Here is a 22810-nt window from a genome sequence, read left to right on the forward strand (position 1 = left end):
TTCAAAGGTTGGCATGGGCATGGCCTTCAGGGCTTTCCGTCCTGCCAGGGCATCTCGGTCCAGAGCTTGCGAAAGCCGGCCTCGGTGCGCTCCAGTTCGGCCGCGTAGGCGGGCGGCGCCAGGTAGCGCAGCGGCGCGTACATGGCCTCGGCCTGCTGCCTGAACTGCGGGTCGGCCGCGATGGCGGCCACGGCATCGACCAGCTTTTTGCGCACGCCTTCGGGCAAGCCCTTGGGCGCGGCCAGGCCGCGCAGGGACGCCAGCTCGATATCAATGCCCTGCTCCTTGAACGTAGGCACCTGCGGCGCCAGCGAGCTGCGCGCGGCCGACATCTGGCCCAGCAGGCGGATGGGAGTGCCGCCCTTCTGGTAGGCCAGCACCTCGCCCACGTTGATGGCGCCGATGGTGATCTGCTGGCCCGTGGCGGCGGCGCGCACCTCGCCCGCGCCCTTGTAGGGCACATGGGTGAGCTGCGTGCCCGTGGCCTTGGCGAACAGCAGCATGGCCAGGTGGTCGTCCGAGCCCGTGCCCGTGGTGCCCACGGTCACGGCGCCGGGGTTGGCCCGGGCGTAGGCGGCCAGGCCGGCCAGCGTGGTGATGGCGTTGCTGTTGTGGATGGCAAAGCCCCCCGGGTCGTCCACCAGGTTGCCCAGCAGGTCGTACTGGCTCCAGTGGAAGCTGCTCTTGCGCTCGATGGGGATGGTCAGCACGTTGGGCGTGTTGATGAAGCCGATGGTGTAGCCATCCGGCTTGGCCCGCGCCAGTTCGCCAAAGCCGATGCCGCCGCCTGCGCCGGGGCGGTTGAGCACGACCACGCTGCCGCCCAGCTTCTTTTCCAGATGGCGGGCCAGCAGCCGCGCCACCAGGTCGGTGCCGCCGCCGGGCCCGTAGGCCACGATCATCTCGATGTTGCGCGAGGGATAGGGGGCCTCGCCCTGAGTCTGGGCCTGGGCCAGGGCCGGCAGCGCCATGCAGGCGGCGGCCAGGCCTGCGCACAATGCGCGCCTTGCTTGCTGTGTCATCTTTGTCTCCTGGGTCGCCTCTTGCAGTGGTCTGAGAGGCTTTTTAGTCATGGTGAAGGAAGCGGCTCAACGGGACGGGTCCAAGGCCCTGGCGATGCGCTCGCGCGCATGCGGCCAGACCTCGGGATTGACCAGGCGTGCGGGCCGCTGGCCATTGGCCAGCAGTTGCACGATCTGGGTGGCGGCCAGCTCGGCGTTGTTGCGCCGGGCCTCGTGCGTGACACCGGCGGTGTGGAAGGTGGCCACCACCTGGGGCAGGGCCAGCAGCGGATGGGAGGCGGGCGGCGGCTCCTGGTCCCAGACATCGAGCCCGGCGCCGGCCAGGTGGCCGCTGGCCAGGGCGGCGTGCAGGGCGGCCTCGTCATGGATACCGCCACGCGCCGTGCTCACGAAAACGGCGCCCGGCTTCATGGCCGCAAAGGCAGCAGCGTCCATGAGCCCCAGCGTGGAGGCATCGCGCGGGCAGTGCAGGGAGACGATGTCCGCGCGCTGCAGCAGTTCGTCGAAGCCGACGGCCTCTGCCCCGCGCGCCGCCAGGCCGGCCGCGTCATAGGCCGGGTCGCAGCCGATCACCTGCATGCCGAAGGCCCGGCCCAGGGCCGCGACGCGGCTGCCGGCCTCGCCCACGCCGACCAGGCCCAGGGTGCGGCCGCGCAGCTCGTGGCCCATGACGTCTTCCCGGCTGAAGCCCCGGCCCGGGGCGCGCAGCAGGCGGTCGGATTCGTTGATGCGGCGCAGCACGGACAGCATCAGGCCGATGGCCATCTCGGCCACCGAATCCGCGTTGCCGCCCGACTGGTTCATCACGGCCACGCCGGCGCGCGTGCAGGCCTCGATGTCGATGGTGTCGCAGCCCGAGCCGCTGGAGGACACGGCCAGCAGATCGGGGCAGCGCGCCAGCAGGTCCGCCGTGGCGAACCAGTGGCGCGGCAGCTCGTCCTTGGCGGCCGTGATCTGGTAGACCTGGGCGCCCGCCAGGGCCTGCCAGGCGGCGGCATCGTCGCCCTCGCGCCGGCAGGTGATCAGTTGCACGCCAGGCGCGGCCGAGACGATGCGGTCAAAGGCTGCATCCAGCCAGTAGTCGAAACGGACAACGCGATGGTCCATCACAGCACCCCCTTGGCGGCCAGGGTGCGCGCCACCCAGGAGCGGTCGGCGCGGCCTGCGGCAATGGCGGCGAGCACGTCGGCCTCGTCGCGCTGTATGGCCTCCACGCGGTCGGCAATGGCGGCGGCCTCGGCGGCGGGCACGGCCAGCAGGCCGTCGCCGTCGCCCAGCACCAGGTCGCCCGGGTGGACGACCATGCCGTCGATGCTCACGGGCACATGCAGCTCGCCGGGGCCGTCCTTGTAGGGACCACGGTGCGAGACGCCGCGCGCATACACGGGCAGGCCGTGCTGGCCGATGGTGTCGCTGTCGCGGATCAGCCCGTCGATGACGATGCCGGCCGCGCCGCGCGCCATCATCAGCGCCAGCATGATCTCGCCAATGATGGCGTTGGGCCCGGCGCCGCCCGCGTCCACCACGATCACGTCGCCGGGGCCGCAGATGTCGATGGCCTGGTGCACCATGAGGTTGTCGCCGGGCCGCGTGCGCACGGTCAGCGCACGGCCCACCAGCGGCCCCTGGCGGCGATGGAAGGGCCGCAGCGCCGAGGTGCCCGTGGTGCGGCTCATGGCGTCGCTGACATTGGCGACCGGAAAGCCGCGATAGCGCTGCAGCAGCGCATCGCCAAGGGCGGCCTCGGGCCGGGCGTGGATATGGAATCCGGGAATCTTGCTCACTGCTGTGTCTCCGTCTGTGTCTGTGTCTGTGTCGATACCGTTGTCTTGCCGCTCAGAACGCATCCCAGGCCTGCGCATGGCGCACGCAGGCCGGCGTGACTTGGTCCAGGCGCGTGGCGCCCAGCATGGCCATGTCGCGCAGCACCTCCTCGCGCAGCAGGGCCATGGCGTGGGTCACGCCCGCCGGCCCGGCCACCGAGGCCGCGTAGTTGAAGGGCCGGCCCACGAAGACGCAGCGCGCGCCCAGGGCCAGGGCCTTGAGCACGTCGGTGCCCCGGCGCACGCCGCTGTCCAGCATCACCGGCAGGCCGGGCACGGCGCGCACGATGCCGGGCAGCACGCGCAGCGGTGCCACGGCACCATCGAGCTGGCGCCCGCCGTGGTTGGAGACGATGAGGCCATCGGCCCCGTGGTCGCGCGCCAGCACGGCGTCTGGGGCCGAAAGAATGCCCTTGACCACGAGCTGCCCCTGCCAGCGCTGGCGGATGGCGGCCAGATGCGGCCAGGCCAGGTGCGAGCGGTCCGAGAAATCACGCATCACGCTGGCCGACAGGATGGGCGCGCCCCGGTGCGCATAGTTGTTCTCGAAATGCGGCATGCCGTGGCGCCACAGGGTCTTGAGAAAGCTGCCGAACAGCCAGCGCGGGTGGCTGATGCCCTGCCAGGCCAGGCTTGGCCCGGGCCGCAGCGGCGTGGAAAAGCCGGCGCGCACATTGTTTTCGCGGTTGGCGGCCACGGGCGTGTCCACCGTGATCACCAGGGTCTGCACGCCGGCGGCGGCCACGCGGTCCAGCAGCGCATCGATCTGGCCCTGATCACCCGGCAGGTAGGCCTGGAACCAGGTGTGGGGCGCGGCCGCCATCACCTCCTCCAGCCGGATCAGCGAGGAACCGCTCATGATGGCCGGCACGCCCGCCTGCTGTGCGGCCTGGGCCAGCACCAGATCGCCCCGGTAGGCCGACAGCGCGGCAATGCCCATGGGCGCCACGCCGAAGGGCGCGCCGTAGCGGCGGCCAAACAGCTCGAAGGAGGGGTCGCGCTGCGCCACGCCCACCAGCGCGCGCGGCACGAAGGCCAGCTCGGCAAAGGCGCGGCGGTTGTCCGCCAGCGAGGCGTTGTCCTCCACCGCGCCGCTGATGTAGGCATGGATGGGGCGCGGCAGATGCCGCCGCGCCAGCCGCTCGAAATCATCGAGCGACAGCACCTGGCGCAGGCGGCGCGGCGGCCGGGCAGGGGCTGGTGCAGCAGTTGCGGAAGCGGTGGCGGTGGTGGAGGGGACGGTGTTGGCAGGCATTGCCGGCCAATGTAGAAGGGCCAACCTGCAAAGAAAAGCGAAATAAATAGGAATCGATATTTCGATTTTGGAAGAATGTCGCCATGACCCTCAAACAGCTCGAAGCCTTCTACTGGGCCGCCACCTGCCTGAACTTCACCGTCGCCGCCGACCGCGTGCACCTGTCGGTCTCATCGCTGTCCAAGCGCATTGCGGAGCTGGAGGCTTCGCTGGGAGTGCAGCTGTTCGACCGCAGCGGCCGCGCCGCCGAACTCACGCCCCAGGGCGAGCAGCTGCTGCCGCGCATCCGCGAGCTGCTGCACGGCGCCGCCCAGCTGCGCGAGGCGGCGGGCCGCAGCGTGGGCCTGCAGGGCCGCTGCCGCATCGGCTTTGGTGAGCTCAGCGGCCTGACCTGGCTGCCCCGGCTGGTGCAGCGGGTGGCCGAGCTGCACCCCGACCTGCAGCTGGAGCCCCACACCGACATCGGCCAGGTGCTGGAGCAGCGCATCGTCGATGGCGAGCTGGACTGCGTGGTCATTGCCGGGCCGTCCTCGCGCAGCAGCCTGGCCTTCGAGCAGGTCGCCCAGGTGCGCTTTGTCTGGGCCGCCAGCGACGACTTCATCGCCCGCGCCGGCACCGGCCTGCCCCGGCGCCTGGTGCGCGAGCAACTGCTGATCGCCCTGCCCACCGGCTCGGGCGCCACGCGCACGCTGGACGACTGGCTGGGCCGCCACGGCCTGGCCGTGGAGCGGCGCCTTTCCTGCAACAGCTGGGGCGCCGTGGTGGGCATGGTGGTGGACGGCCTGGGCTTCACCTACATGCCCGAGCAATGGGCCCTGGCCCTGCAGGAACGCGGCCGCCTGCGCGTGCTGGACGGCAGCGCCGAGGCCGCAAAGCACAGCGCGCTGGCCCCGCTGACCTACACCGTGCAATGGCGCCGCGACGATGCCCGGCCGCTGATCACGGAAATGCGCGAGATCATCCGCAGCGTGATCGATTTCCCGGCGCCGCGCTGTTTAAGTTGAATATCACTGATTTCAGGGATATTCAAAATGGCAATCCTGTAGTATTTGAATGAACAATCAATATCAACAATAAACAACATCAATGCATTGATAGGGCATTGTCAATTTCAAATATCAATCGATTCAGATATTTCCCTATGGAAGCACTCATCTTCCGCATGGATTTCTTGGCATACTGAAAATCCTTTCTCAAAGAAATTTGACAATCCTTTGCAAAAACTGCCTATGATTTAACAACTCTTTTCAATTATTCACGACTGGAACTCCTGCGTCTCCAGTCGATTTCCATTCATGAGCACTGCGCCTGCAAATACCAGTCTCCGCAGCCCTCACCCCGAATCCTGCGGTGCGCTGGCGCTTCAACCCATTGGTTCCGGCGACGAAGCCGCTCTCCTGGCCATCTTCGCCTCCACACGCGAGCAGGAGCGCGAACAATTCGGCTGGCCCGAGGAGCAATGGAATGCCTTCATTCGCCAGCAGTTCATGGCGCAGCACACCCAGTATTCGACGGCCTACGCCAACCCCAGTTTCGATCTGGTGCTGCGCGATGGCGAGATAGCGGGCCGGCTGTATGTGGACCGCAGCCCGCAGGAAATCCGCGTGGTGGATATCGCCCTGCTTCCCAGGCATCGTCGCCAGGGCGTGGGCGGCAGTTGCTGCAGGCTTTGACGGATGAGTCAGATGCCCTGGGCATTGACCTGGGCCTGCATGTGGAGAAGAACAACCCCATCCTCGGTCACTACCAGCGCCTGGGCTTTGCCACCGAGGCCGATCGCGGCGTGTACTGGTATATGCGCCGCGCGCCACAGCCTGCGCGCATGCCCAGCCTTGAGGATTTCACCGGCCTGGTCGGCACCGATTTCGCGTTGCAGCTCCCCGGTGCCGCGCCCGTGGCGCTGCGCCTGGAAAAGGCCACGGTCACGCAGGGATTGCTCGCCTCGCGCTGCTCGCTGCGCTTCAAGGGGCCTGACATCAGCCGCCCGACCCACGACACCTACCTGCTTTCCCACGAACGCCTGGGACGCTTTGCTCTGTTCCTGGGGCCCGTCGTGGATGCGGAGCCGGGGCAAACCAGCTACCAGGCACTCATCACACGCATGAACACGTCGATCAAGGAGGAGGAGACGCCATGAGCGAGGCATATATTGGAGAAATCCGTCTTTTTGCGGGCAACTTTGCCCCCCAGAACTGGGCATTGTGCGACGGCAGGCTGGTTGCCATCAGCGAGAACGAAGCACTCTTCGTGCTGCTGGGTACCACCTATGGCGGCGATGGCGTCACCAACTTCGCACTGCCCAACCTGCAGGGCCGACTTCCTATTGGCCAAGGCCAGTTGCCGGGCGGGAGCAACCGCGTTCTGGGCCAGCAGATGGGTGCGGAAGACGTAACGCTGAACATCAGCCAGTTGCCCGGGCACACCCACCCGTTCTCGGCGGCCGGCGCCGCCAGCACCAGCAAGCCGCAACAGCAGGTACCGGCAGCCGTCACGGGGTTCAACCTCTACGCCCCCTCACCCGCCACGACTGCCGCCACCCTGGGACCCAGCTCGGTGCAGATCGTCGGCGGCGGGCAGCCGCACAACAACGTCATGCCCAGCCTGGTGCTGATCTACATCATCTGCCTCTTGGGCAACTTCCCCAGCTTCACATAGCACGGACAGGAGCATTTCATGGACCCCTTTCTCGGAGAGATCCGCGCATTCGCCTTTGGCCAGGTCCCAAGGGGCTGGCTGCTGTGCAACGGAGCGATTCTGCCGATCAGTACGAACCAGGCCTTGTTTGCGCTGCTGGGCACCCGATACGGCGGCAATGGCTCGACGAACTTCGGCCTGCCCGATCTGCGTGGTCGCGCGCCCATTGGATACGGCGGCGGCGTTGTGCTCGGCTTGATCGACGGTACGGAAAACGTCACGCTGACCCCCAGCCAGATGCCCCAGCACACCCACCAGCTGCTGTCCAGCGCTGCGGTGGCCACCACCAATGTCCCCGGCGGCAATGTGATGGCCGAGGCCGCCAATGGCCTGTCTGCCTATGGCGCGCCCACCAATTCCTTCATGGCTGCCACCGCCGTGGACATCAGCGGCGGCAGCCAGCCTCATCAGAACATGCAGCCCTCGCTGGTCATCAACTGGTGCATCGCCAGCTCCGGGATCTTCCCGCCCCGCAACTGAACAAGCCTCCCCACAAGGAAACATCCATATGGCAGATCCCTTCTACGGCGAGGTCCGCGCATTCGGCTTCTCCTTCGCTCCTGTCAACTGGGCCTTTTGCGCAGGCCAGACCATACAGGTACAGCAGAATGCAGCGCTTTTTGCGGTCATCGGAAGCCGGTTCGGCGGTAACGGAACCACCAATTTCATGCTGCCCAATCTGCAGGGCAAGGCCGCCATGGGCGCCGGCACGGGACCTGGACTGAGCTTCCGCGACATCGGTGAAACCATGGGCACAGCCACCGAAACGCTGACCCTTGCGCAGATACCGGCGCACAGCCACGGCATCAGCGCCCAGGGCGCCGGCGCCACGGCGGCCACCCCCAGCGGCAACTTGCTGGCACAGGGCATGCAAGGCGTACCGCCCCGGGGCAGCGCCAGGCCCACCTATGCAGCGGGAGCTGCCACTTCGGCCATGGCGCCGACAGCGCTGCTGCCCGTCGGCGGCAACCAGGCCCACAGCAATATGCAACCCGTTCTGGCGCTGAATTTCTGCATCTGCCTGGACGGCGAATTCCCCGTCAGGCCCTGACGTTCTTCCACCTCCAGCCATTGCCCGCCATGCCCACCAACCACCCCCCAGGCCCAAGTCCGCTTCACGCATGCTGTCCATGTGGTTTGCGTGGTTCATAGGGTTGGTGATGGCACTGGCGGCTCCAGCCCATGCCGCAGTGGACTCGGCCATCATCGGCTTCGGGAGCAGCGCCACGCCTGGCGCCTTCTCGGATGTTGCCCCGGACTACAACGGGCTTCGCTTCACCGGCCAGTGGTCTTATTTCGCTGCAGCGGACCTGCAGGCAGGCACCCCGGGAATCACCACGTCCGGCGACGCCATCACCTCCGCCACCCTTGACGGCAACGCCATCATCAAGGCGGCCAATGGCACGGACCGCTTCAGCCTCGCACGGGTGCGCATCCATGCCTACGGCTCAATGACCCAGTTCACACTCGCGGGCTATCGCGGCGGCAGCCCCGTGTCCGGTGCCAGCGTGACCGTCACCAAGACGTTTCCCATGACGCAGCAATTCATCCCTATCGATCTGAGCGCGCTGGCGGATGTGGACGAAGTACGGGTATCCAACGACGCCACGGTTGGCGAAGGCGGCAACTTCGCCTTCGACGATCTGGCCGTTGATCCCTTCCCCCCAGCCACACCCACGGCGACGGCGCTGTCGCCCACGAGCGGCCTGGCCGCTGGTGGATATCCAGTCACCATCATCGGAGCCAACTTCACCAACGTGATCGACAGCCCCATCGTGACCGCCGTGAGCTTCGGCGGCACGCCGGCGACCAGCTTCACGGTCGACAGCGCCACCCAGATCACGGCCACGGCACCGGCAGGATCGGGCACGGTGAACGTGACCGTCACGACGGCAGGCGGCACCAGCGTCACTGCCGCAGCCAATCAGTTCACCTATCTGCCCGCGCCCACGGTGGCATCCGTCTCGCCCAACTTTGGCCCGCAGGCAGGCGGCACCAGCGTGGTCATCACCGGCACCAACCTGTCCGGCGCCACCGCCGTGCTATTCGGCGCGACAACCGCCAGCTATGTCGTCAACAGCGCCACCCAGATCACCGCCACCTCGCCTGCGGGTACAGGCACGGTCGATGTGCGCGTCACAACGACGGGCGGCACCAGCGCCATCAGCGGGGCCGATCAATTCAGCTACCTGGCAACGCCCACGATCACCAGCATCGCGCCCACGGCAGGCCCTCAGGCGGGCGGCACGGCGGTCACCATCACGGGCACGAACTTCATCGGCACCACGGGCGTGAACTTCGGCGCCTCGGCAGCGACCGGCTTCACGGTCAACAGCGCCACCAGCATCACGGCCACGGCGCCGCCCGGAACGGGCACGGTGGACATCCGCGTCAGCAACTCCGTCGGCACCAGTCCCACCGTTGCCGCTGACCAGTTCACCTATGTGGCGGCACCGTCGGTCACCTCCATCTCGCCCACGGCAGGCCCCACAGGTGGCGGCACCACGGTGACCATCACCGGTACCGGCTTCGCCGCAGCACCTGGCACCGGCGCCGTGCGCTTCGGCGCCGCGACCGCCACCTACACCATCAACAGCAACACCCAGATCACAGCCACTGCGCCCGCGGGCAGCGCTGGCACGGTCGATGTGACGGTGACCACGGTGGGCGGCACCAGTGCCACCAGCGCAGCCGATCAGTTCACCTATGTGTCAGCGCCCACGGTGACTTCCATCTCGCCCACCAGCGGCCCGACCAGTGGGGGCACCACGGTGACCATCACCGGCACCAACTTCTCCGGCACCACTGCCGTGACCTTCGGCGCCACGGCCGCCACAGGCTTCACGGTCAACAGCGCCACGCAGATCACAACCACCGCGCCTGCCCACGCAGCGGGCACGATCGACGTGCGGGTCACCACGGTAGGCGGCACCAGCGCCACCAGTGCGGCCGACCAGTTCACCTACGTGGCCGCGCCCACGGTGACTTCCGTCTCGCCCACGGCAGGGCCAGCCGCAGGAGGAACCTCGGTGGTCATCACCGGCACCAACCTCTCCGGCGCCACGGCCGTGACCTTCGGCGGCACGGCCGCCACGGGCTTCACGGTCAACAGCGCCACGCAGATCACGGCCACCGCGCCTGCAGGGTCGCCGGGCACGGTCGATGTGCGCGTCACCACGACTGGCGGCACCAGCGCCACCGGCGCGGCAGACCAGTTCACCTACGTGGCCACGCCCACGGTGACGTCCATCTCGCCCACCAGCGGCCCGCAGGCAGGCGGCACCACGGTGACCCTGACAGGCACCAACCTGGGCGGCGCCACGGCCGTGACCTTCGGCGCCACGGCCGCCACGGGCTTCACGGTCAACAGCGCCACGCAGATCACGGCCACAGCGCCTGCCGGCACGGGCACGGTAGATGTGCGCATCACCACCGCGGGCGGTACAAGCGCCACCAGCGCGGCCGACCAGTTCACCTATGTGCCTGCGCCCACGGTGACCTCCATCTCGCCCACCAGCGGCCCACAAGCGGGCGGCACCACGGTGACCCTGACCGGCACCAACCTGTCCGGCGCCACGGCCGTGACCTTCGGCGCCACGGCCGCCACGGGCTTCACGGTCAACAGCGCCACGCAGATCACGGCCACCGCGCCTGCCGGCACGGGCACGGTAGACGTGCGCATCACCACCGCAGGAGGTACCAGCGCCACCAGCGCGGCCGACCAGTTCACCTATGTGCCCGCACCCACGGTGACTTCCGTCTCGCCCGCAAGCGGTTCTTCGATTGGTGGCACCACGGTCACCCTGACCGGCACGAACTTCACCGGCGCCACGGCCGTGACCTTCGGCGGCACGGCAGCCACGGGCTTCACGGTCAACAGCGCCACGCAGATCACGGCCACGGCGCCTGCAGGATCGGCGGGCACGGTCGATGTGCGCGTCACAACGACTGGTGGCACCAGCGCCACCGGCGCGGCCGACCAGTTCACCTATGTGGCCATCACGGTGACGCCCGCGACGCTGGCCGGCACGCCCAAGGTAGGTGTCTCGTTCAGCGAGACCCTGACCGCCAGCGGCGGCGCAACGCCCTACACCTTTGCAATGGCCGGCGGCAGCACGCTGCCCACAGGCCTGTCGCTGTCGTCCGCCGGGGTGATCAGCGGCACGCCCACGGCGGCCGGGGCCTTCAGCTTCACGGTGCAGGCGACCGACAGCAGCAGCATCAGCGGCCAGCGCACCTACAGTGGCAGCGTGGCGGCAGCCACGGTGGTGCTGACGCCCGCAGCTTCCACGCTGCCGGCTGCCAGGCTGAACACGGCCTATGCAGGGCAAACCTTCACTGCCAGCGGAGGCACGGCGCCCTACACCTACGCCAGCAGCGGCACGCTGCCGACCGGAATGACGTTCAACGCCAGCACCGGTGTTCTGAGCGGCACGCCCACCGCGGCGGGAAGCTTCACCTTCACCATCACGGCCACGGACTCCTCCACGGGCACGGGTGCTCCGTTCACCTCGGGCAGCACCAGCTACACCCTGGTGGTGAACTCCACCAACGCCGACCTCAGCGCCCTGGCACTGAGCAGCGGCACGCTCGCACCGGGCTTTGGTGCAGGCACCCTGGCCTACACGGCCACCGTGCCCAACAGCAGCAGCACCGTCACAGTGACGGCCACCGCAGCCGATGCGGGCGCCACGATCCTGGTCAACGGCGCAGCGGCTTCCACCCCGGTGGCGCTGAATGTGGGCAGCAATACCGTGTCCATCGAAGTCACGGCGCAGGACGGCACGACCAAGAAAACCTATGTGGTGACGGTGACGCGCGAGGCCAGGCAAAGCGCCTCGGGCTCGGGTGTGGATCTGGGCATTGCCAACAGCAGCCCCACCTGCACGCTGACTGCGGCCAACTTCACCTCGCCTTCTGCCGTGGCCGGCTCGCTGGGCCCGCTGCCGGCGGCCTTTGCCTACCCGCAGGCCGCCGTGGACTTCACGGCCAAGCAGTGCGCCCCCAGCAGCACGCTGACCGTGACCCTCACCTTCACGTCCCCCGTGCCCGCCAACGCGCAGCTGATGAAGTACGACGCCACCGCAACGCCCAAGTGGCAGCCCTTCACGCCCACCATCAGTGGCAACCAGGTCAGCTACACCATCGTGGACGGCGGCCTGCGCGATGACGACAAGACGGTCAACGGCGAGTTCGTCGATCCCGTCATCCTGGCCCTGCCTGGAGCCCCCGCAGGAGCGCAGAGCATCCCCACGCTGGACCGCTGGGGCCTGCTGCTGCTGTCGCTGATGGCGGGAGCCGCCGGCTTCATGGGCATGGCGCGCAGGCAGCGTACCGGACGGTAAGACGCGTCAACAAGCAACCCGCGCTGCTGCATGTCGGCAGCGCGGGTTTGCTTTTGGTGCTCTACAGAAAGCCCCGTGGCGCGAGACAATCGCCCCCATGACCACCGCGCCGATTCCCGTTTCCGCAGATTCCGCCGCCTCCGCCGACCCCATGCCCCAGCCGCCCGAGCAGCCCGACCTGGACGCCTGCTGCGGCAATGGCTGCGACCCCTGCATCTTCGACAGCTATGACCTGGCCATGGACGAGTACCGCCAGGCGCTGCGGGCCTGGAAGGCTCGCAACGAAACGCCAGCGGGCCAGGGATAGGAGTAGGGATAGGGGTAGCGCGATCAGTCCACGCGGGCGATCAGGTCCAGCTCCACGGCCGCGCCCTTGGGCAGCTGCAGCACGCCCACCGAAGTGCGCGTGTGGGCACCCACGGGGCCCAGCACCCGGGCGATGAGGTCGGAGGCGCCATCGGCCACCTCGCTTTGCTGGGTGAAATCGGGCGCCGAGCGCACATAGACGGTGATGCGTGCAACGGCGCGCACGGCATCGAGCGAGCCGGCCGCGCGCTGCACGAAGGCCAGGGCCCGCATGGCGCAGATGGCGGCGGCCGTTCTGGCCGATGCCAGGTCGATCCCGGCGCCGACCGTCCCCACATAGAGCACTTCATCGCCCACGCGGGGAATCTGCCCGCTGACGAACAGCTGCTGGCCGTCGCGCACGACGGGGCTGTAGTTGCCGCCTATCTTGATCTCGCCATCGAAGCGGTGGCCGAGCTCGAGGGCGGCCTGGGCGAAGCGTTCATCTGCTGTCATGGTCTGGTGTCCGGAGTAAGGCAAGCGCGCAGTCTAGAGCGTGTTATGCACTTTTACGTGCCCGCGAAAGCCGGGAAAGGGGCCCGGAACGAGGCGTAGCACGCGCCGCGGTTGCCACACCGCAAGCGGGCTGCAACGAAGGGCCGGGCCCCTTTCCCGGCTTTCCCGAAGGGTTGGCTCTGCGCGCAGGCGCTCGCGGCGTTGCAGCGCTTGCCAAGGCATGAGCCTTGGCGGCGCACTGCGCCTTGCGATCACCAGCGCGCAGAACCAACGCGGGTACTTAAAAGTGCATAACACGCTCTAGAGCCTGTGGTGCACCGGCGCCTGCGGCGGCTTCAACTGCCCGTGGACGCGTAGTGCCTCACCCCATGCGCCAGGCGCCCGAGGCCAGCCAGAGGAAGGCAAAGCCGGCCAGCGGCGAGACCCAGCCCAGCCAGGCCGGCGCGCCCAGCGGGTCGGGCTTGCCCAGCACGGCCAGCGCCGGGTAATAGGCCACGCAGGCCAGCGGCACGGCGAAGGTCAGCAGGCGGCGGAACCACTGCGCGTACAGGGCCAGGGGGTACTGGGCGGCCTCGACGCTGCCGTAGCTCAGCACATTGACGGCTTCCAGGCTTTCCACGGTCCAGAACGAGAGCGCGCCCTGCAGCACCAGGATGCCCAGGAACAGCGCCACGCCGCCAGCCACGGCGAACAGCGCCACGGCGACGGCCTGGGGCGTCCACGCCACGGCGCCCTGGGTCGTGGCAAAGCCCAGCACCAGCAGGCCCTGCAGCAGGCGGCCCAGGCGGCTGATGCGCACGTCATGGCCATGAGCTGCAGCCACACGGGGCGCGGACGCAGCAGCAGGCGGTCGAAGGCGCCCGTGCGCAGGAACTGCGTGCCCAGCACGTCGAAGCCCCGGCCCAGCGCATCGGCCAGGGCGAACATGCAGTTCACCAGGCCATAGAACACGGCCACTTCGCCGATGCGCCAGCCCTGCACCTCGCCAAAACGGTGGAACAGCGCCCAGACGGCGATGACCTCGATGCCCGTGACCAGGAACTGGCCCAGGGTCAGCATCAGCGCCGAGGCCGGGTAGCGCGCCTGCCCGCCCAGCGAGGCCAGCGCCAGGCGCAGGAACATGGACAGCGATCCTTTGTGCTTGGCCATGGCGCTCACCCGCCCTGCACTTCGAGGCCGCGCATGGTGCGCGCCATGGCCGCGCGGCCCAGGGCCACGATCACGGCAATCCACAGGGCTTGCAGCGCCAGGCAGGCCAGCATCTGCGCACCGGCCATCTGGCCGAAATAGATGCGCGCAGGGATGTCCATCACGCCGGCCAGCGGCTGCAGCAGCAGCGCGGTCTGCCAGGCATCGGGCATCAGCGCCAGCGGCAGCAGGTTGCCCGACAGCACGATGACCACGGGCGCGGCCAGCGTGTTGATGCCTTTTTCATTGAGCGCGGCGGCAGCGGCAACATTCAGCAGCATGACCAGTGCCGTGGACAGCAGCAGCGCCAGCAGCATGGACGCGGCAAAGCCCAGGCCTGCGGCCCAGCCGGCCGGCGGCTGCCAGCCCCAGTCGCCCAGCCCCATCAGCGGCAGGGCCAGCCCTGCAAACGCCACCATCAGCGCCACGCGCGGCAGCACGCGCGCGGCGATCCAGCCAGCCGAGCGCACGAACCACAGCGCATAGGCATCCACGGGCCGCAGCCGGTCATAGGCAACGGCGCCCGTGCGCACGGCCAGGGCCACGTCGGGGTCGCCGCTCCAGGGCAGCAGCGCGAACAGGCCCTGCGCCACCCAGGTGTAGGTGATGGCGTGCTCCAGCGAAATCGGCGCGCCGGCCGATGCCGAGGCGCTGCCGTAGAACGCCGCCAGCACCATGGTCTTGATGGCGCCCCACCAGCACTGCGTGGCAAAGCCCGCGTAGGCGGCCGTGCGGTACTGCAGCATCAGCAGAAAGCGCGAGGCGAAGGCGGCCTTGTAGGGGCGCAGCAGGTGTTGCAGGCGGTGCATGCGGTGCAGGCGCTGGTGCGATCCCATGGCGCTCAGACCTCCGAGGCACCATGCATGGCGTAGAAGCGGGCGATCACGGCCTCGATGGCCATGTCCTGCCCCTCGCCCTCGCCTTGGCCTTCACCCATGCCATCGCGCTGCGCCGCCACCACCTGGGCCCGCAGCGCATCGACCGCGCAGTCGGCCAGCACGCGGCCATGGCCGATGACGATGACGCGCCGCGCCAGCGCCTCGATGTCGTGCATGTCATGCGTGGTCAGCAGCACCGTGGTGCCGCGCTCGCGGTTGGCGCGCAGGACGAACTCGCGCACGGCCAGCTTGGAGGGTGCGTCCAGGCCGATGGTGGGTTCGTCCAGGAACAGGATCTCGGGCTCGTGCAGCAGGGCAGCGGCGATCTCGGCGCGCATGCGCTGGCCCAGGGACAGCTGGCGCACGGGCTGGTCCAGCAAGCGCTCCAGGCTCAGCATGGCCACCAGCTCGTCGCGGGTGCGCGCAAAGCGCAGCGGATCGACGCGGTACAGGTCGCGCAGCAGGTTGAAGCCGTCGCCCACGGGCAGGTCCCACCACAGCTGCGAGCGCTGTCCGAAGACCACGCCGATGCGGCCCACATGGCGCTGGCGGTCGGCGAAGGGGTCGCGCCCGTCCACCTCCACGCGCCCGCCATCGGGCCGCAGGATGCCCGACAGAATCTTGATGGTGGTGGACTTGCCCGCGCCGTTGGGGCCGATGAAGCCCAGCAGCTCGCCACGCTCCAGCGCAAACGACACGCCATCCAACGCCTGCACCGTGCGGTGGCGCGGGCGCACCAGCGCGCGCAGCGCGCCCATCACGCCGGGGTCGCGTTCATGGATGCGGTAGGTCTTGCGGAGGTCGTGGACGAGGATCTGGGGCATGGCGCTGGGCGGTGAGGTAAGCGCAGAGGGGGCACAGAGGGGGCGCGATTCTACACAGGACCGGGCTTTGCTATCCTGCGCGCAAATTCGCGGATGGAAATCCGCCTTGCCGCACGCACGCACGCACGCACAAAGGAAACACAACATGGCAGCTGAAGGCAATGCAAGCCAGCTCGTAGGAATCGTCACGCTGCTGGGGGCCGCCGTGGTGGCCGTGCCGCTGTTCAAGCGGCTGGGCCTGGGCGCCGTGCTCGGCTACCTGGCGGCCGGGCTGGCCATAGGCCCCTACGGGCTGGGCCTGGTGACGGACGCGCAGACCATCCTGCACGTGGCCGAGCTGGGCGTGGTGATGTTCCTCTTCGTCATCGGGCTGGAGATGAAGCCTTCGCACCTGTGGGACCTGCGCGGCCAGATCTTCGGGCTGGGCAGCCTGCAGGTGGTGGTGTGCGCGCTGCTGCTCACGGGCGTGGGCATGGCCTTCGGCTTTCCGTGGCAGGTGGCCTTCGTGAGCGGCGCGGGCTTCGTGCTGACCTCCACGGCCATCGTCATGCAGGTGCTGGCCGAGCGTGGCGACATCCTGGCGCCGCGCGGCCAGCGCATCGTCTCCATCCTGCTGTTCGAGGACCTGCTCATCGTGCCGTTGCTGGCCGCCGTGGCCTTTCTTGCTCCGGCCGATGCGGCGCCCGTGGCGACTTCGCCCCTGTGGCAACGCGCGGGCGTGGCCCTGCTGTCACTGGGCGCGCTGGTGGGCGCGGGCCTGTGGCTGCTGAACCCGCTGTTCCGCATCCTGGCCAAGGCCAAGGCGCGCGAGGTGATGACGGCCGCCGCGCTGCTGGTGGTGCTGGGCGCCGCCTTGCTGATGGAGATGGGCGGCCTGTCCATGGCCATGGGCGCCTTCGTGGCGGGCGTGCTGCTGTCCGAATCCTCGTTCCGCCACCAGCTGGAGGCCGATGTGGAGCCCTTCCGCGGCCTGCTGCTGGGCCTGTTCTTCCTGGGCGTGGGCATGGCGCTGAACCTGGAGGTGGTGGCGCTGAACTGGCGCATCGTGGGCATGGGCGTGGTGGCGCTGATGCTGGGCAAGGCGCTGTGCATCTATGCCGTGGCCCGCGTGGCACGCAGCAGCCATGCCGATGCGCTGGACCGCGCCATCCTCATGGCCCAGGGCGGGGAGTTCGCCTTCGTGCTGTTTGCCGAGGCGCTCAAGCTCGGCGTGCTCGACCCCGAGGTGCATGCCAACATGACGGCCATCGTCGTGCTGTCCATGGCCATCACGCCGCTGGTGGTGGTGCTGCACAAGCGCCTGGCAGGCGCCGAGGCCGTGTCGCTGGACGGCGTGGAGGCGCCGCAGGACCTGCGCGGCAACGTGCTGGTCATCGGCTTCGGCCGCGTGGGCCAGATCGCCAGCCAGGGGCCGCTGGCCCGTGGCGCCAAGCTGTCCATCATCGACAACGACCCCGACGTGATCCGCAACGCCGAGCCCTACGGCTTCAAGGTCTACTTCGGCGACGGCGCGCGCGCCGACATCCTGCATGCGGCCGGCGCCAGCCATGCCAGCGCCATCCTGGTCTGCGTGGACAGCAAGGCCGCCGCCACGCGCATCGTGGAGAACGTGCGCCACGAATGCCCGCACGCCCGCCTCATCGTGCGCGCCTATGACCGCGAGCACGCGCTGGAGCTCATCCAGAAGGACGCCGACCATGTCGTGCGCGAGAGCTTCGAGTCCGCCCTGCTCATGGGCCGCCATGCCGTGCTGGCCCTGGGCGCCACCGAGGACGAGGCCAAGACGCTGGAGGCCGAAGTGCGCGGCCGCGACACCGAGCGCTTTGCGCTGGAGACCGCCGGCGGCAACTTTGCGGGGCGCGCACTGCTGCTGGGCAATATCGAACGCATCGATCCGCCCCGGCACGACAAGCCCACCGCCAGGGACTGAGCGCGCAAGGGCCGCAGGGGCCGCAGGCCCCGCTCAATGCCGCTGGTTGATCTGTATGAGATTGCCGCAGGTGTCGTCGAACACCGCAATCGTGACCGGCCCCAGATGCGTCGGCGGCCTGGTGAAGCGCACGCCGGCCGCGCTCAGGCGCTCGTACTCGGCCTGCACGTCGTCCACGCCGAAGAAGGTGGCCGGCACGCCGTCGGCATGCAGGGCGGTCTTGAACGGCCTGGCGGCCGGGTGCATGTCGGGCTCCAGCAGCAGCTCCACGCCATCGGCATCGCCGGGCGATGTCAGGGTGAGCCAGCGCGCATCGCCGCCCATGGGAATGTCGTGCTTGAGAACGAAGCCGAGCACGTCGCGGTAGAAGGCCAGGGCCTTGTCCTGGTCGTCGACGAGCACGCTGGTGATGACGATCTTCATGGAATGCTCCTTGTGTCGCTGCGCAGGGCACGCACCGGGTACAAACCTGCCACCACCGGCATGCCGCTATTTCAGCAGGAAGGTGACGGGCACGCGCGTCCACATGCTGTCCGGCACGCCGTCGCGCGTGCCGGGGATAAAGCGCCACGTCCGCACGGCGTCCAGCGCCTCCTGGTCGAGCAGAGGATAGCCGCTGCTGTCTGCCACATCCACGGCCAGTGCCTTTCCGCTGGCGCCCACCAGAACCCGCAGCACCACCTTGCCTTCCTGCTCCAGCCGCCTGGCTTCCTTGGGATAGGCCGGCATCTTGTTCTCGCTGGCCTGCCTGTCGGGCACAGGCTGCACCACGCCTGCCGCAGCCGGGCCACCGGCCAGCAGGCCCAGGGTCAATGCAAGGATGGCGCAGCGCATGCGGGGCATTCGGAAGGCTCCTGGATGGGGACGGGATGGGGGTGGGGATGTCAGTCGCGGACTGGTGCGGGCCCGGATCATCGCATGCCCTCCACCCGCCACCAGCGCGGCAGCAGCGCCTGCACCTCGCCGCGCCGATAGCGGTCGTCGATGAGAAAGACCACGCCGCGGTCGCGCTCGCTGCGGATGACGCGGCCTGCGGCCTGGACCACCTTGCGCAGGCCCGGGTAGAGATAGCTGTAGTCATAGCCCTTGTCCGCGCCGAACTGGCGATCCATAGCGCGCTTCATCTCTTCGTTCACGGGATTGACCTGGGGCAGGCCCAGCGTGGCCACGAAGGCGCCGATGAGGCGCTCGCCGGGCAGGTCCACGCCCTCGGAGAACGCACCGCCCAGCACGGCAAAGCCCACGCCCTGCCCGGCTTCGGTGAAGCGGGCCAGGAAGGCCGCGCGACCCTCCTCGTCCATGGACGGGGTCTGCAGCCAGACCGGCAGATCGGGATGGGCGCGCTGCAGGCATTCGGCCACGCGCTGCAGGTAGTCGAAGCTGCTGAAAAAGCACAGGTAGTTGCCGGGCCGGCGCGCGTACTGCGCGGCCACGAGATCGGCGATGGGCCGCAGCGAACGGTCGCGGTCCCGGTAGCGCGTGGAGATGTGGCCGGCCACCTGCACATCGAGCTGGTCGGCCTGGAAGGGCGAGTCGGCCTCCAGCCAGTGCGTGCCTTCGGGCAGGCCCAGGATGTCGCGGTAGAAGTGCGGCGGGCTCAGCGTGCCCGAGAACAGCACCGAGGCATGGGCCGCCGCATGGCGTGCCGCCAGGTGGGGCGCGGGCACCACGCAGCGTATGCACAGCGTGGAGGCCGGCGCGCGACGGGGCCCTGAACGCCCGGGCAGCAGGTGGACATCGAACAGCGCATGGCCGCCGAACTGCTCGGCCAGCGCCATGAACTGCAGCGCTTCCCAGTAGAAGTCCAGCACCGGGTCGCCGGGCAGCATGGGGCTGTCGGCATTGGCGTCGGCGATGGCGGCAACGGCACGCTGCACGGCGCCCAGCAGGCCTGCGGGCACTTCCTCATGGGCCTGGTAGCTGGCGGTCTGCTCCCTGTTCAGCGCGCTCCAGCTGCGGCTGAGCCGGTCCAGCGCCTTGCGCACGGCACCGGTGGCCGACTTGCGGGCGGCGGCCAGGGCGAACTGCGACAGCTCGGCCGTGTACATGCGGCGCGCGCGCTCGAGCAGGTTGTGGGCCTCGTCCACCAGCACGCCCACCTTCCATTGCTGGGCCTGGGTGAGCGCGTACAGCATGGCGGCGCTGTCGTAGAAGTAGTGGTAGTCGGCCACGACCACATCGCTCCAGCGCACCAGTTCCTGGGACAGGTAGTAGGGGCAGATGTCGTGCGCAAGCGCCACGGCACGCACGGCGGGCGGGTCCCAGGGCGCCTGCTGCAGCGCGGCGGCGCGCGCGGCGGGCAGCCGGTCGAAGAAGCCGCGCGCCAGCGGGCAGGAGTCGCCGTGGCAGGCCTTGTCGGGGTGCTCGCAGGCCTTGTCGCGCGCCAGGATGGCGAGTACGCGCAGCCTTGCGGGCGGTGCGGGCGGTGCGGGTGGCGAGGGCAGCGGTTGTGGCGCATCCGGCTCCTCAGGCAAGGGCGGATGCTGCTCGGCAATCTGCCGGTTCACGCTGGCCAGCGCCTGCAGCGCCAGGCCATGGCCCGTGCCCTTGGCCGTGAGGAAGAACAGGCGGTCCAGGCCCTGGTCCGGCATGGCCTTGAGCATGGGGAAGATGGTGCCCAGCGTCTTGCCGATGCCCGTGGGCGCCTGCGCCATCAGGCACTGGCCGCCCTGCTGCGCGCGCGCCACGCGGTAGACGGCCACGGCCAGCTCGCGCTGGCCCGCGCGAAAGCCCTGCATGGGAAAGCGCAGCGCGGCCAGCGCCGCCTCGCGCGCCGCGCGGTGGGCGGCCTCGCTGCGCGCCCAGTCCAGGAACAGCGCGCATTGCTGCTCGAAGAAGGCGCGCAGCGTGGCCGCGTCTTCCTCCTGCACCAGCACGGTTTCCTCCGAGTTGCCCACGTTGAAATACACCAGGGCCACGCGCAGCCGCTGCAGGCCGCGCGCCTGGCACAGCAGATGGGCGTAGATGCGCGCCTGGGCCCAGTGCAGTGCCCGGTGGTGGGCGCGCACGCCCTCGATCTGGCCCCGGTAGGTCTTGATTTCCTCCAGCTGGCCGGCCTGGGGGTCGAAGCCGTCGGCGCGGCCGCGCACGCGCAGGTCGCCGTATTCACCGGCCAGGCTGATCTCGGTCTCGTAGTCCTTGCCCCTGCGCGACTGCACCAGGCTGTGGCCGGCCATGCCCTCCAGCGCGCTGGGCGCGGGCGTGAAGCGCAGGTCCAGGTCGCCCGCGCGTGCCGTGAACTCGCACAGCGCGCGCACGGCCACGGTGTAGCTCACGCGGCCTCTCCCAGCGGCTGGCCGCGCCACTGCACATGGCACACGCGCACGGGAATGCCGTGCTCGGCACAGTACTGCAGCCAGCGGATCTGGTTGTCCTGCAGCTTGTCGCCGGGGGCCTTGGCCTCGACCAGTTCGTAGCGGCGCTCGGCCGGCCAGAAACGCACCAGATCGGGAAAGCCCGTGCGGTTGGCCTGCACGTCGCGCAGCAGCCGCGCAAAGAACAGCTTGAGGTGGGCGGCCGGAATGCAGTCCAGCGCCAGCGCCAGCAGCGGCGCGCTCAGCGTGCCCCAGAACACGAAGGGCGACTGCAGGCCCTGCTTGTCGGCATGGCGCTGCACGATGACCTCGCGCCAGCTGCCATCGTCCAGATGCGCCAGGCATTCCTCGAACAAGGCTGCGCGGCGCTGCACGAAGTCGGGCGCGGACAGGTCGGCCGGGCCGCTCTGGAACGGGTGGAAGAAGGCGCCCGGCAGCGGCGCGAAGATGGCCGGCCAGCACAGCAGGCCGAACAGCGAGTTGATGAGCGCGTTCTCCACGTAGAACACCGGCGCGGCGTCGCTGTGCCAATGGTCGCGCAGCACGTATTCGACCGATGCGGGCCGCGCCGGCAGCTCCAGCTCCACGTCCATGCGCATCTGCGCCACCACGGGCGCCAGCGCCGCCGCACGCCCGCGCGCGCCCTGCCCCAGGCTGCGGCGCAGGCGCGGCAGCATGCGCGCCACGCGCTGCAGCTCCTCGTCGCTCTCGGGCTGGGCCTGGGCGGCCTGGGCCAGCGCCATGGCATCGGCAAAGCGCTCCATGCGCTCGTACACACGCATGCGCCGGTGGCGGGCGCCGGGGTAGCGGCTTTGCGCATAGGCCTGCTCGGCACGCTCCCAGTCCTGCATACGCTCGCAGGCCTGGCCTATGCGCAGCAGCACCTTGGCGCGGCGCTGCTCCAGCCAGGCATTGCCGCTGGCGCAACCGACCACCTGCTGCAGCAGCGCATCGATCTCCACGCCCTCATCCAGCGCCGCGCGGCAGGCCTGCAGGGCCAGGTAGCCATCGACATCGGCACGCGACTGGAAGGCCCGCGACGCCGCATCGAAGGCCACGGCCTCGTAGCGGAACACGCCCAGGTCGGCCAGCACGAATTCCGACCAGTCCTGGTAGAGATTGCCGAAGAACATCAGCCGAAAGCGCTCGCACAGCGCACCCACCATCACGCGCCAGGCGGCTTCGCCGGCTCCGACGCCCTGGGGCTGCCATTGCGCATAGGGCCTGGGCGCCTCATGCAGGGGCTGCAGGGCCTGCAAAAGCTCGGCCTTGCGCAGGCCTGAGTGAACGTGTGAGCCTGCGAACAGCTGCAGCAGCTCGGGCTTGGTGTGCAGCGCAAACAGCTCCTCCAGCGCCATGGGGTGGCCCGCATCCAGCCAGCCCAGCTCCAGCAGGGGCGCGGCTGCCTCGGCAATGCCGGGGATCTCTTCGTACACCAGCTTGCCGGCCCGAAACCACGGCCCGCGCCGCATCAGCAAACGCACCATCAGCGCCTGCGAGGGCTGGGGCAGCTGCGTGAAACGGGTGAGGAATGCCTGCTCGGGCGCGTCCAGCAGATCGCCGTAACGCTGGCCAATCCAGTCCAGCGCGCGCTGGAAGTTGTGCAGGTAGTAGAAGCGGTGGGGAGGGAGCATGGGCCTGGCAGATCGGGCAGCCAGGCCGCTCGAAAACTGTATCTTTATACAGTCATCATATCAAACCCGGTAGTGCTCACTTCGCGCAACGGACTTGCCCCG

At 69.1% G+C, this 22810-nt stretch carries 20 protein-coding genes and 1 pseudogene; 9 read left to right on the forward strand and 12 right to left on the reverse strand.

Going from position 1 to position 22810, the window contains the following annotated elements:
* Nucleotides 1-26 precede the first annotated feature (26 nt).
* From CLV01_RS27600 to CLV01_RS27615, 4 genes are all read right to left on the reverse strand, one after another.
* Nucleotides 27-1022, reverse strand: coding sequence for a tripartite tricarboxylate transporter substrate binding protein (locus CLV01_RS27600; RefSeq protein WP_043824367.1), 996 nt, complete (start codon nucleotides 1020-1022; stop codon nucleotides 27-29).
* A gap of 66 nt (nucleotides 1023-1088) precedes the next feature.
* A complete protein-coding gene (locus CLV01_RS27605; protein WP_099732742.1) occupies nucleotides 1089-2129 on the reverse strand; it encodes a hydroxyacid dehydrogenase in 1041 nt (346 codons plus the stop codon).
* A complete protein-coding gene (locus tag CLV01_RS27610; RefSeq protein WP_047327856.1) occupies nucleotides 2129-2806 on the reverse strand; it encodes an RraA family protein in 678 nt (225 codons plus the stop codon). The genes CLV01_RS27605 and CLV01_RS27610 overlap by 1 nt, the downstream gene beginning before the upstream one ends.
* 52 nt (nucleotides 2807-2858) lie before the next feature.
* Nucleotides 2859-4100, reverse strand: a complete 1242-nt coding sequence (locus tag CLV01_RS27615) for an alpha-hydroxy acid oxidase (protein ID WP_099732741.1) — start codon at nucleotides 4098-4100, stop codon at nucleotides 2859-2861.
* An 83-nt stretch (nucleotides 4101-4183) separates the two neighbouring features.
* Between CLV01_RS27615 and CLV01_RS27620 the strand changes: the two genes are divergently transcribed.
* The 8 genes from CLV01_RS27620 to CLV01_RS27650 all read left to right on the forward strand — a co-directional run bounded on the left by CLV01_RS27620 (nucleotide 4184) and on the right by CLV01_RS27650 (nucleotide 12446).
* Complete coding sequence (locus CLV01_RS27620) at nucleotides 4184-5104, forward strand: LysR family transcriptional regulator (RefSeq protein ID WP_099732740.1); 921 nt, start codon at nucleotides 4184-4186, stop codon at nucleotides 5102-5104.
* Nucleotides 5105-5395: 291 nt separating this feature from the next.
* Nucleotides 5396-5773: a GNAT family N-acetyltransferase gene (locus CLV01_RS29760; RefSeq protein ID WP_257221539.1), complete on the forward strand. Its 378-nt coding sequence runs from the start codon at nucleotides 5396-5398 to the stop codon at nucleotides 5771-5773.
* On the forward strand, nucleotides 5770-6237 hold the full coding sequence (locus CLV01_RS29765; protein ID WP_257221540.1) for a DUF6916 family protein: 468 nt from the start codon (nucleotides 5770-5772) through the stop codon (nucleotides 6235-6237). Before CLV01_RS29760 ends, CLV01_RS29765 begins: the two co-directional genes overlap by 4 nt.
* Nucleotides 6234-6755 carry a phage tail protein gene (locus tag CLV01_RS27630; protein WP_099732738.1) on the forward strand — a complete coding sequence of 174 codons (522 nt, stop codon included), beginning with the start codon at nucleotides 6234-6236 and terminating at the stop codon, nucleotides 6753-6755. Before CLV01_RS29765 ends, CLV01_RS27630 begins: the two co-directional genes overlap by 4 nt.
* An 18-nt stretch (nucleotides 6756-6773) precedes the next feature.
* The gene (locus CLV01_RS27635; RefSeq protein WP_099732737.1) at nucleotides 6774-7274 is read left to right on the forward strand and encodes a phage tail protein; all 501 of its coding nucleotides are present in this window, start codon (nucleotides 6774-6776) and stop codon (nucleotides 7272-7274) included.
* 28 nt (nucleotides 7275-7302) lie between these two features.
* Nucleotides 7303-7845: a phage tail protein gene (locus CLV01_RS27640; RefSeq protein ID WP_099732736.1), complete on the forward strand. Its 543-nt coding sequence runs from the start codon at nucleotides 7303-7305 to the stop codon at nucleotides 7843-7845.
* Nucleotides 7846-7915: 70 nt separating this feature from the next.
* Nucleotides 7916-12139: an IPTL-CTERM sorting domain-containing protein gene (locus CLV01_RS27645; RefSeq protein ID WP_257221541.1), complete on the forward strand. Its 4224-nt coding sequence runs from the start codon at nucleotides 7916-7918 to the stop codon at nucleotides 12137-12139.
* 97 nt (nucleotides 12140-12236) lie between these two features.
* Entirely contained in the window at nucleotides 12237-12446 is a 210-nt protein-coding gene (locus CLV01_RS27650; protein ID WP_012207602.1) for an oxidoreductase-like domain-containing protein, read from the forward strand.
* A gap of 23 nt (nucleotides 12447-12469) precedes the next feature.
* On the opposite strand, the gene CLV01_RS27655 is transcribed toward CLV01_RS27650, so the two are convergent.
* The 4 genes and pseudogenes from CLV01_RS27655 to CLV01_RS27670 all read right to left on the reverse strand — a co-directional run bounded on the left by CLV01_RS27655 (nucleotide 12470) and on the right by CLV01_RS27670 (nucleotide 15830).
* A complete protein-coding gene (locus tag CLV01_RS27655) occupies nucleotides 12470-12940 on the reverse strand; it encodes a RidA family protein (RefSeq protein ID WP_012207603.1) in 471 nt (156 codons plus the stop codon).
* Between the two features lie 335 nt (nucleotides 12941-13275).
* A pseudogene (locus CLV01_RS27660) lies at nucleotides 13276-14089 on the reverse strand (ABC transporter permease).
* A gap of 5 nt (nucleotides 14090-14094) precedes the next feature.
* Nucleotides 14095-14964 carry an ABC transporter permease gene (locus tag CLV01_RS27665; protein WP_257221542.1) on the reverse strand — a complete coding sequence of 290 codons (870 nt, stop codon included), beginning with the start codon at nucleotides 14962-14964 and terminating at the stop codon, nucleotides 14095-14097.
* A 5-nt stretch (nucleotides 14965-14969) separates the two neighbouring features.
* Complete coding sequence (locus CLV01_RS27670; protein WP_099732734.1) at nucleotides 14970-15830, reverse strand: ABC transporter ATP-binding protein; 861 nt, start codon at nucleotides 15828-15830, stop codon at nucleotides 14970-14972.
* A 145-nt stretch (nucleotides 15831-15975) separates the two neighbouring features.
* Here CLV01_RS27670 and CLV01_RS27675 point away from each other — a divergent pair, with 145 nt between their 5' ends.
* Nucleotides 15976-17760 carry a monovalent cation:proton antiporter-2 (CPA2) family protein gene (locus tag CLV01_RS27675; RefSeq protein ID WP_099732733.1) on the forward strand — a complete coding sequence of 595 codons (1785 nt, stop codon included), beginning with the start codon at nucleotides 15976-15978 and terminating at the stop codon, nucleotides 17758-17760.
* A 33-nt stretch (nucleotides 17761-17793) separates the two neighbouring features.
* Here the strand turns inward: CLV01_RS27675 and CLV01_RS27680 are convergent, their stop codons facing one another.
* From CLV01_RS27680 to CLV01_RS27695, 4 genes are all read right to left on the reverse strand, one after another.
* Nucleotides 17794-18183, reverse strand: a complete 390-nt coding sequence (locus tag CLV01_RS27680; protein WP_012207608.1) for a VOC family protein — start codon at nucleotides 18181-18183, stop codon at nucleotides 17794-17796.
* A gap of 66 nt (nucleotides 18184-18249) precedes the next feature.
* Nucleotides 18250-18603, reverse strand: a complete 354-nt coding sequence (locus CLV01_RS27685; RefSeq protein WP_099732732.1) for an energy transducer TonB — start codon at nucleotides 18601-18603, stop codon at nucleotides 18250-18252.
* 68 nt (nucleotides 18604-18671) lie between these two features.
* Nucleotides 18672-21035, reverse strand: coding sequence for an ATP-dependent DNA helicase (locus tag CLV01_RS27690; RefSeq protein ID WP_099732731.1), 2364 nt, complete (start codon nucleotides 21033-21035; stop codon nucleotides 18672-18674).
* Nucleotides 21032-22708, reverse strand: a complete 1677-nt coding sequence (locus CLV01_RS27695) for a VRR-NUC domain-containing protein (RefSeq protein ID WP_099732730.1) — start codon at nucleotides 22706-22708, stop codon at nucleotides 21032-21034. The genes CLV01_RS27690 and CLV01_RS27695 overlap by 4 nt, the downstream gene beginning before the upstream one ends.
* Between the last annotated feature and the right edge of the window lie 102 nt (nucleotides 22709-22810).

Source organism: Delftia sp. 60 (assembly GCF_002754395.1).
GTDB classification, from domain to species: domain Bacteria; phylum Pseudomonadota; class Gammaproteobacteria; order Burkholderiales; family Burkholderiaceae_C; genus Comamonas; species Comamonas acidovorans.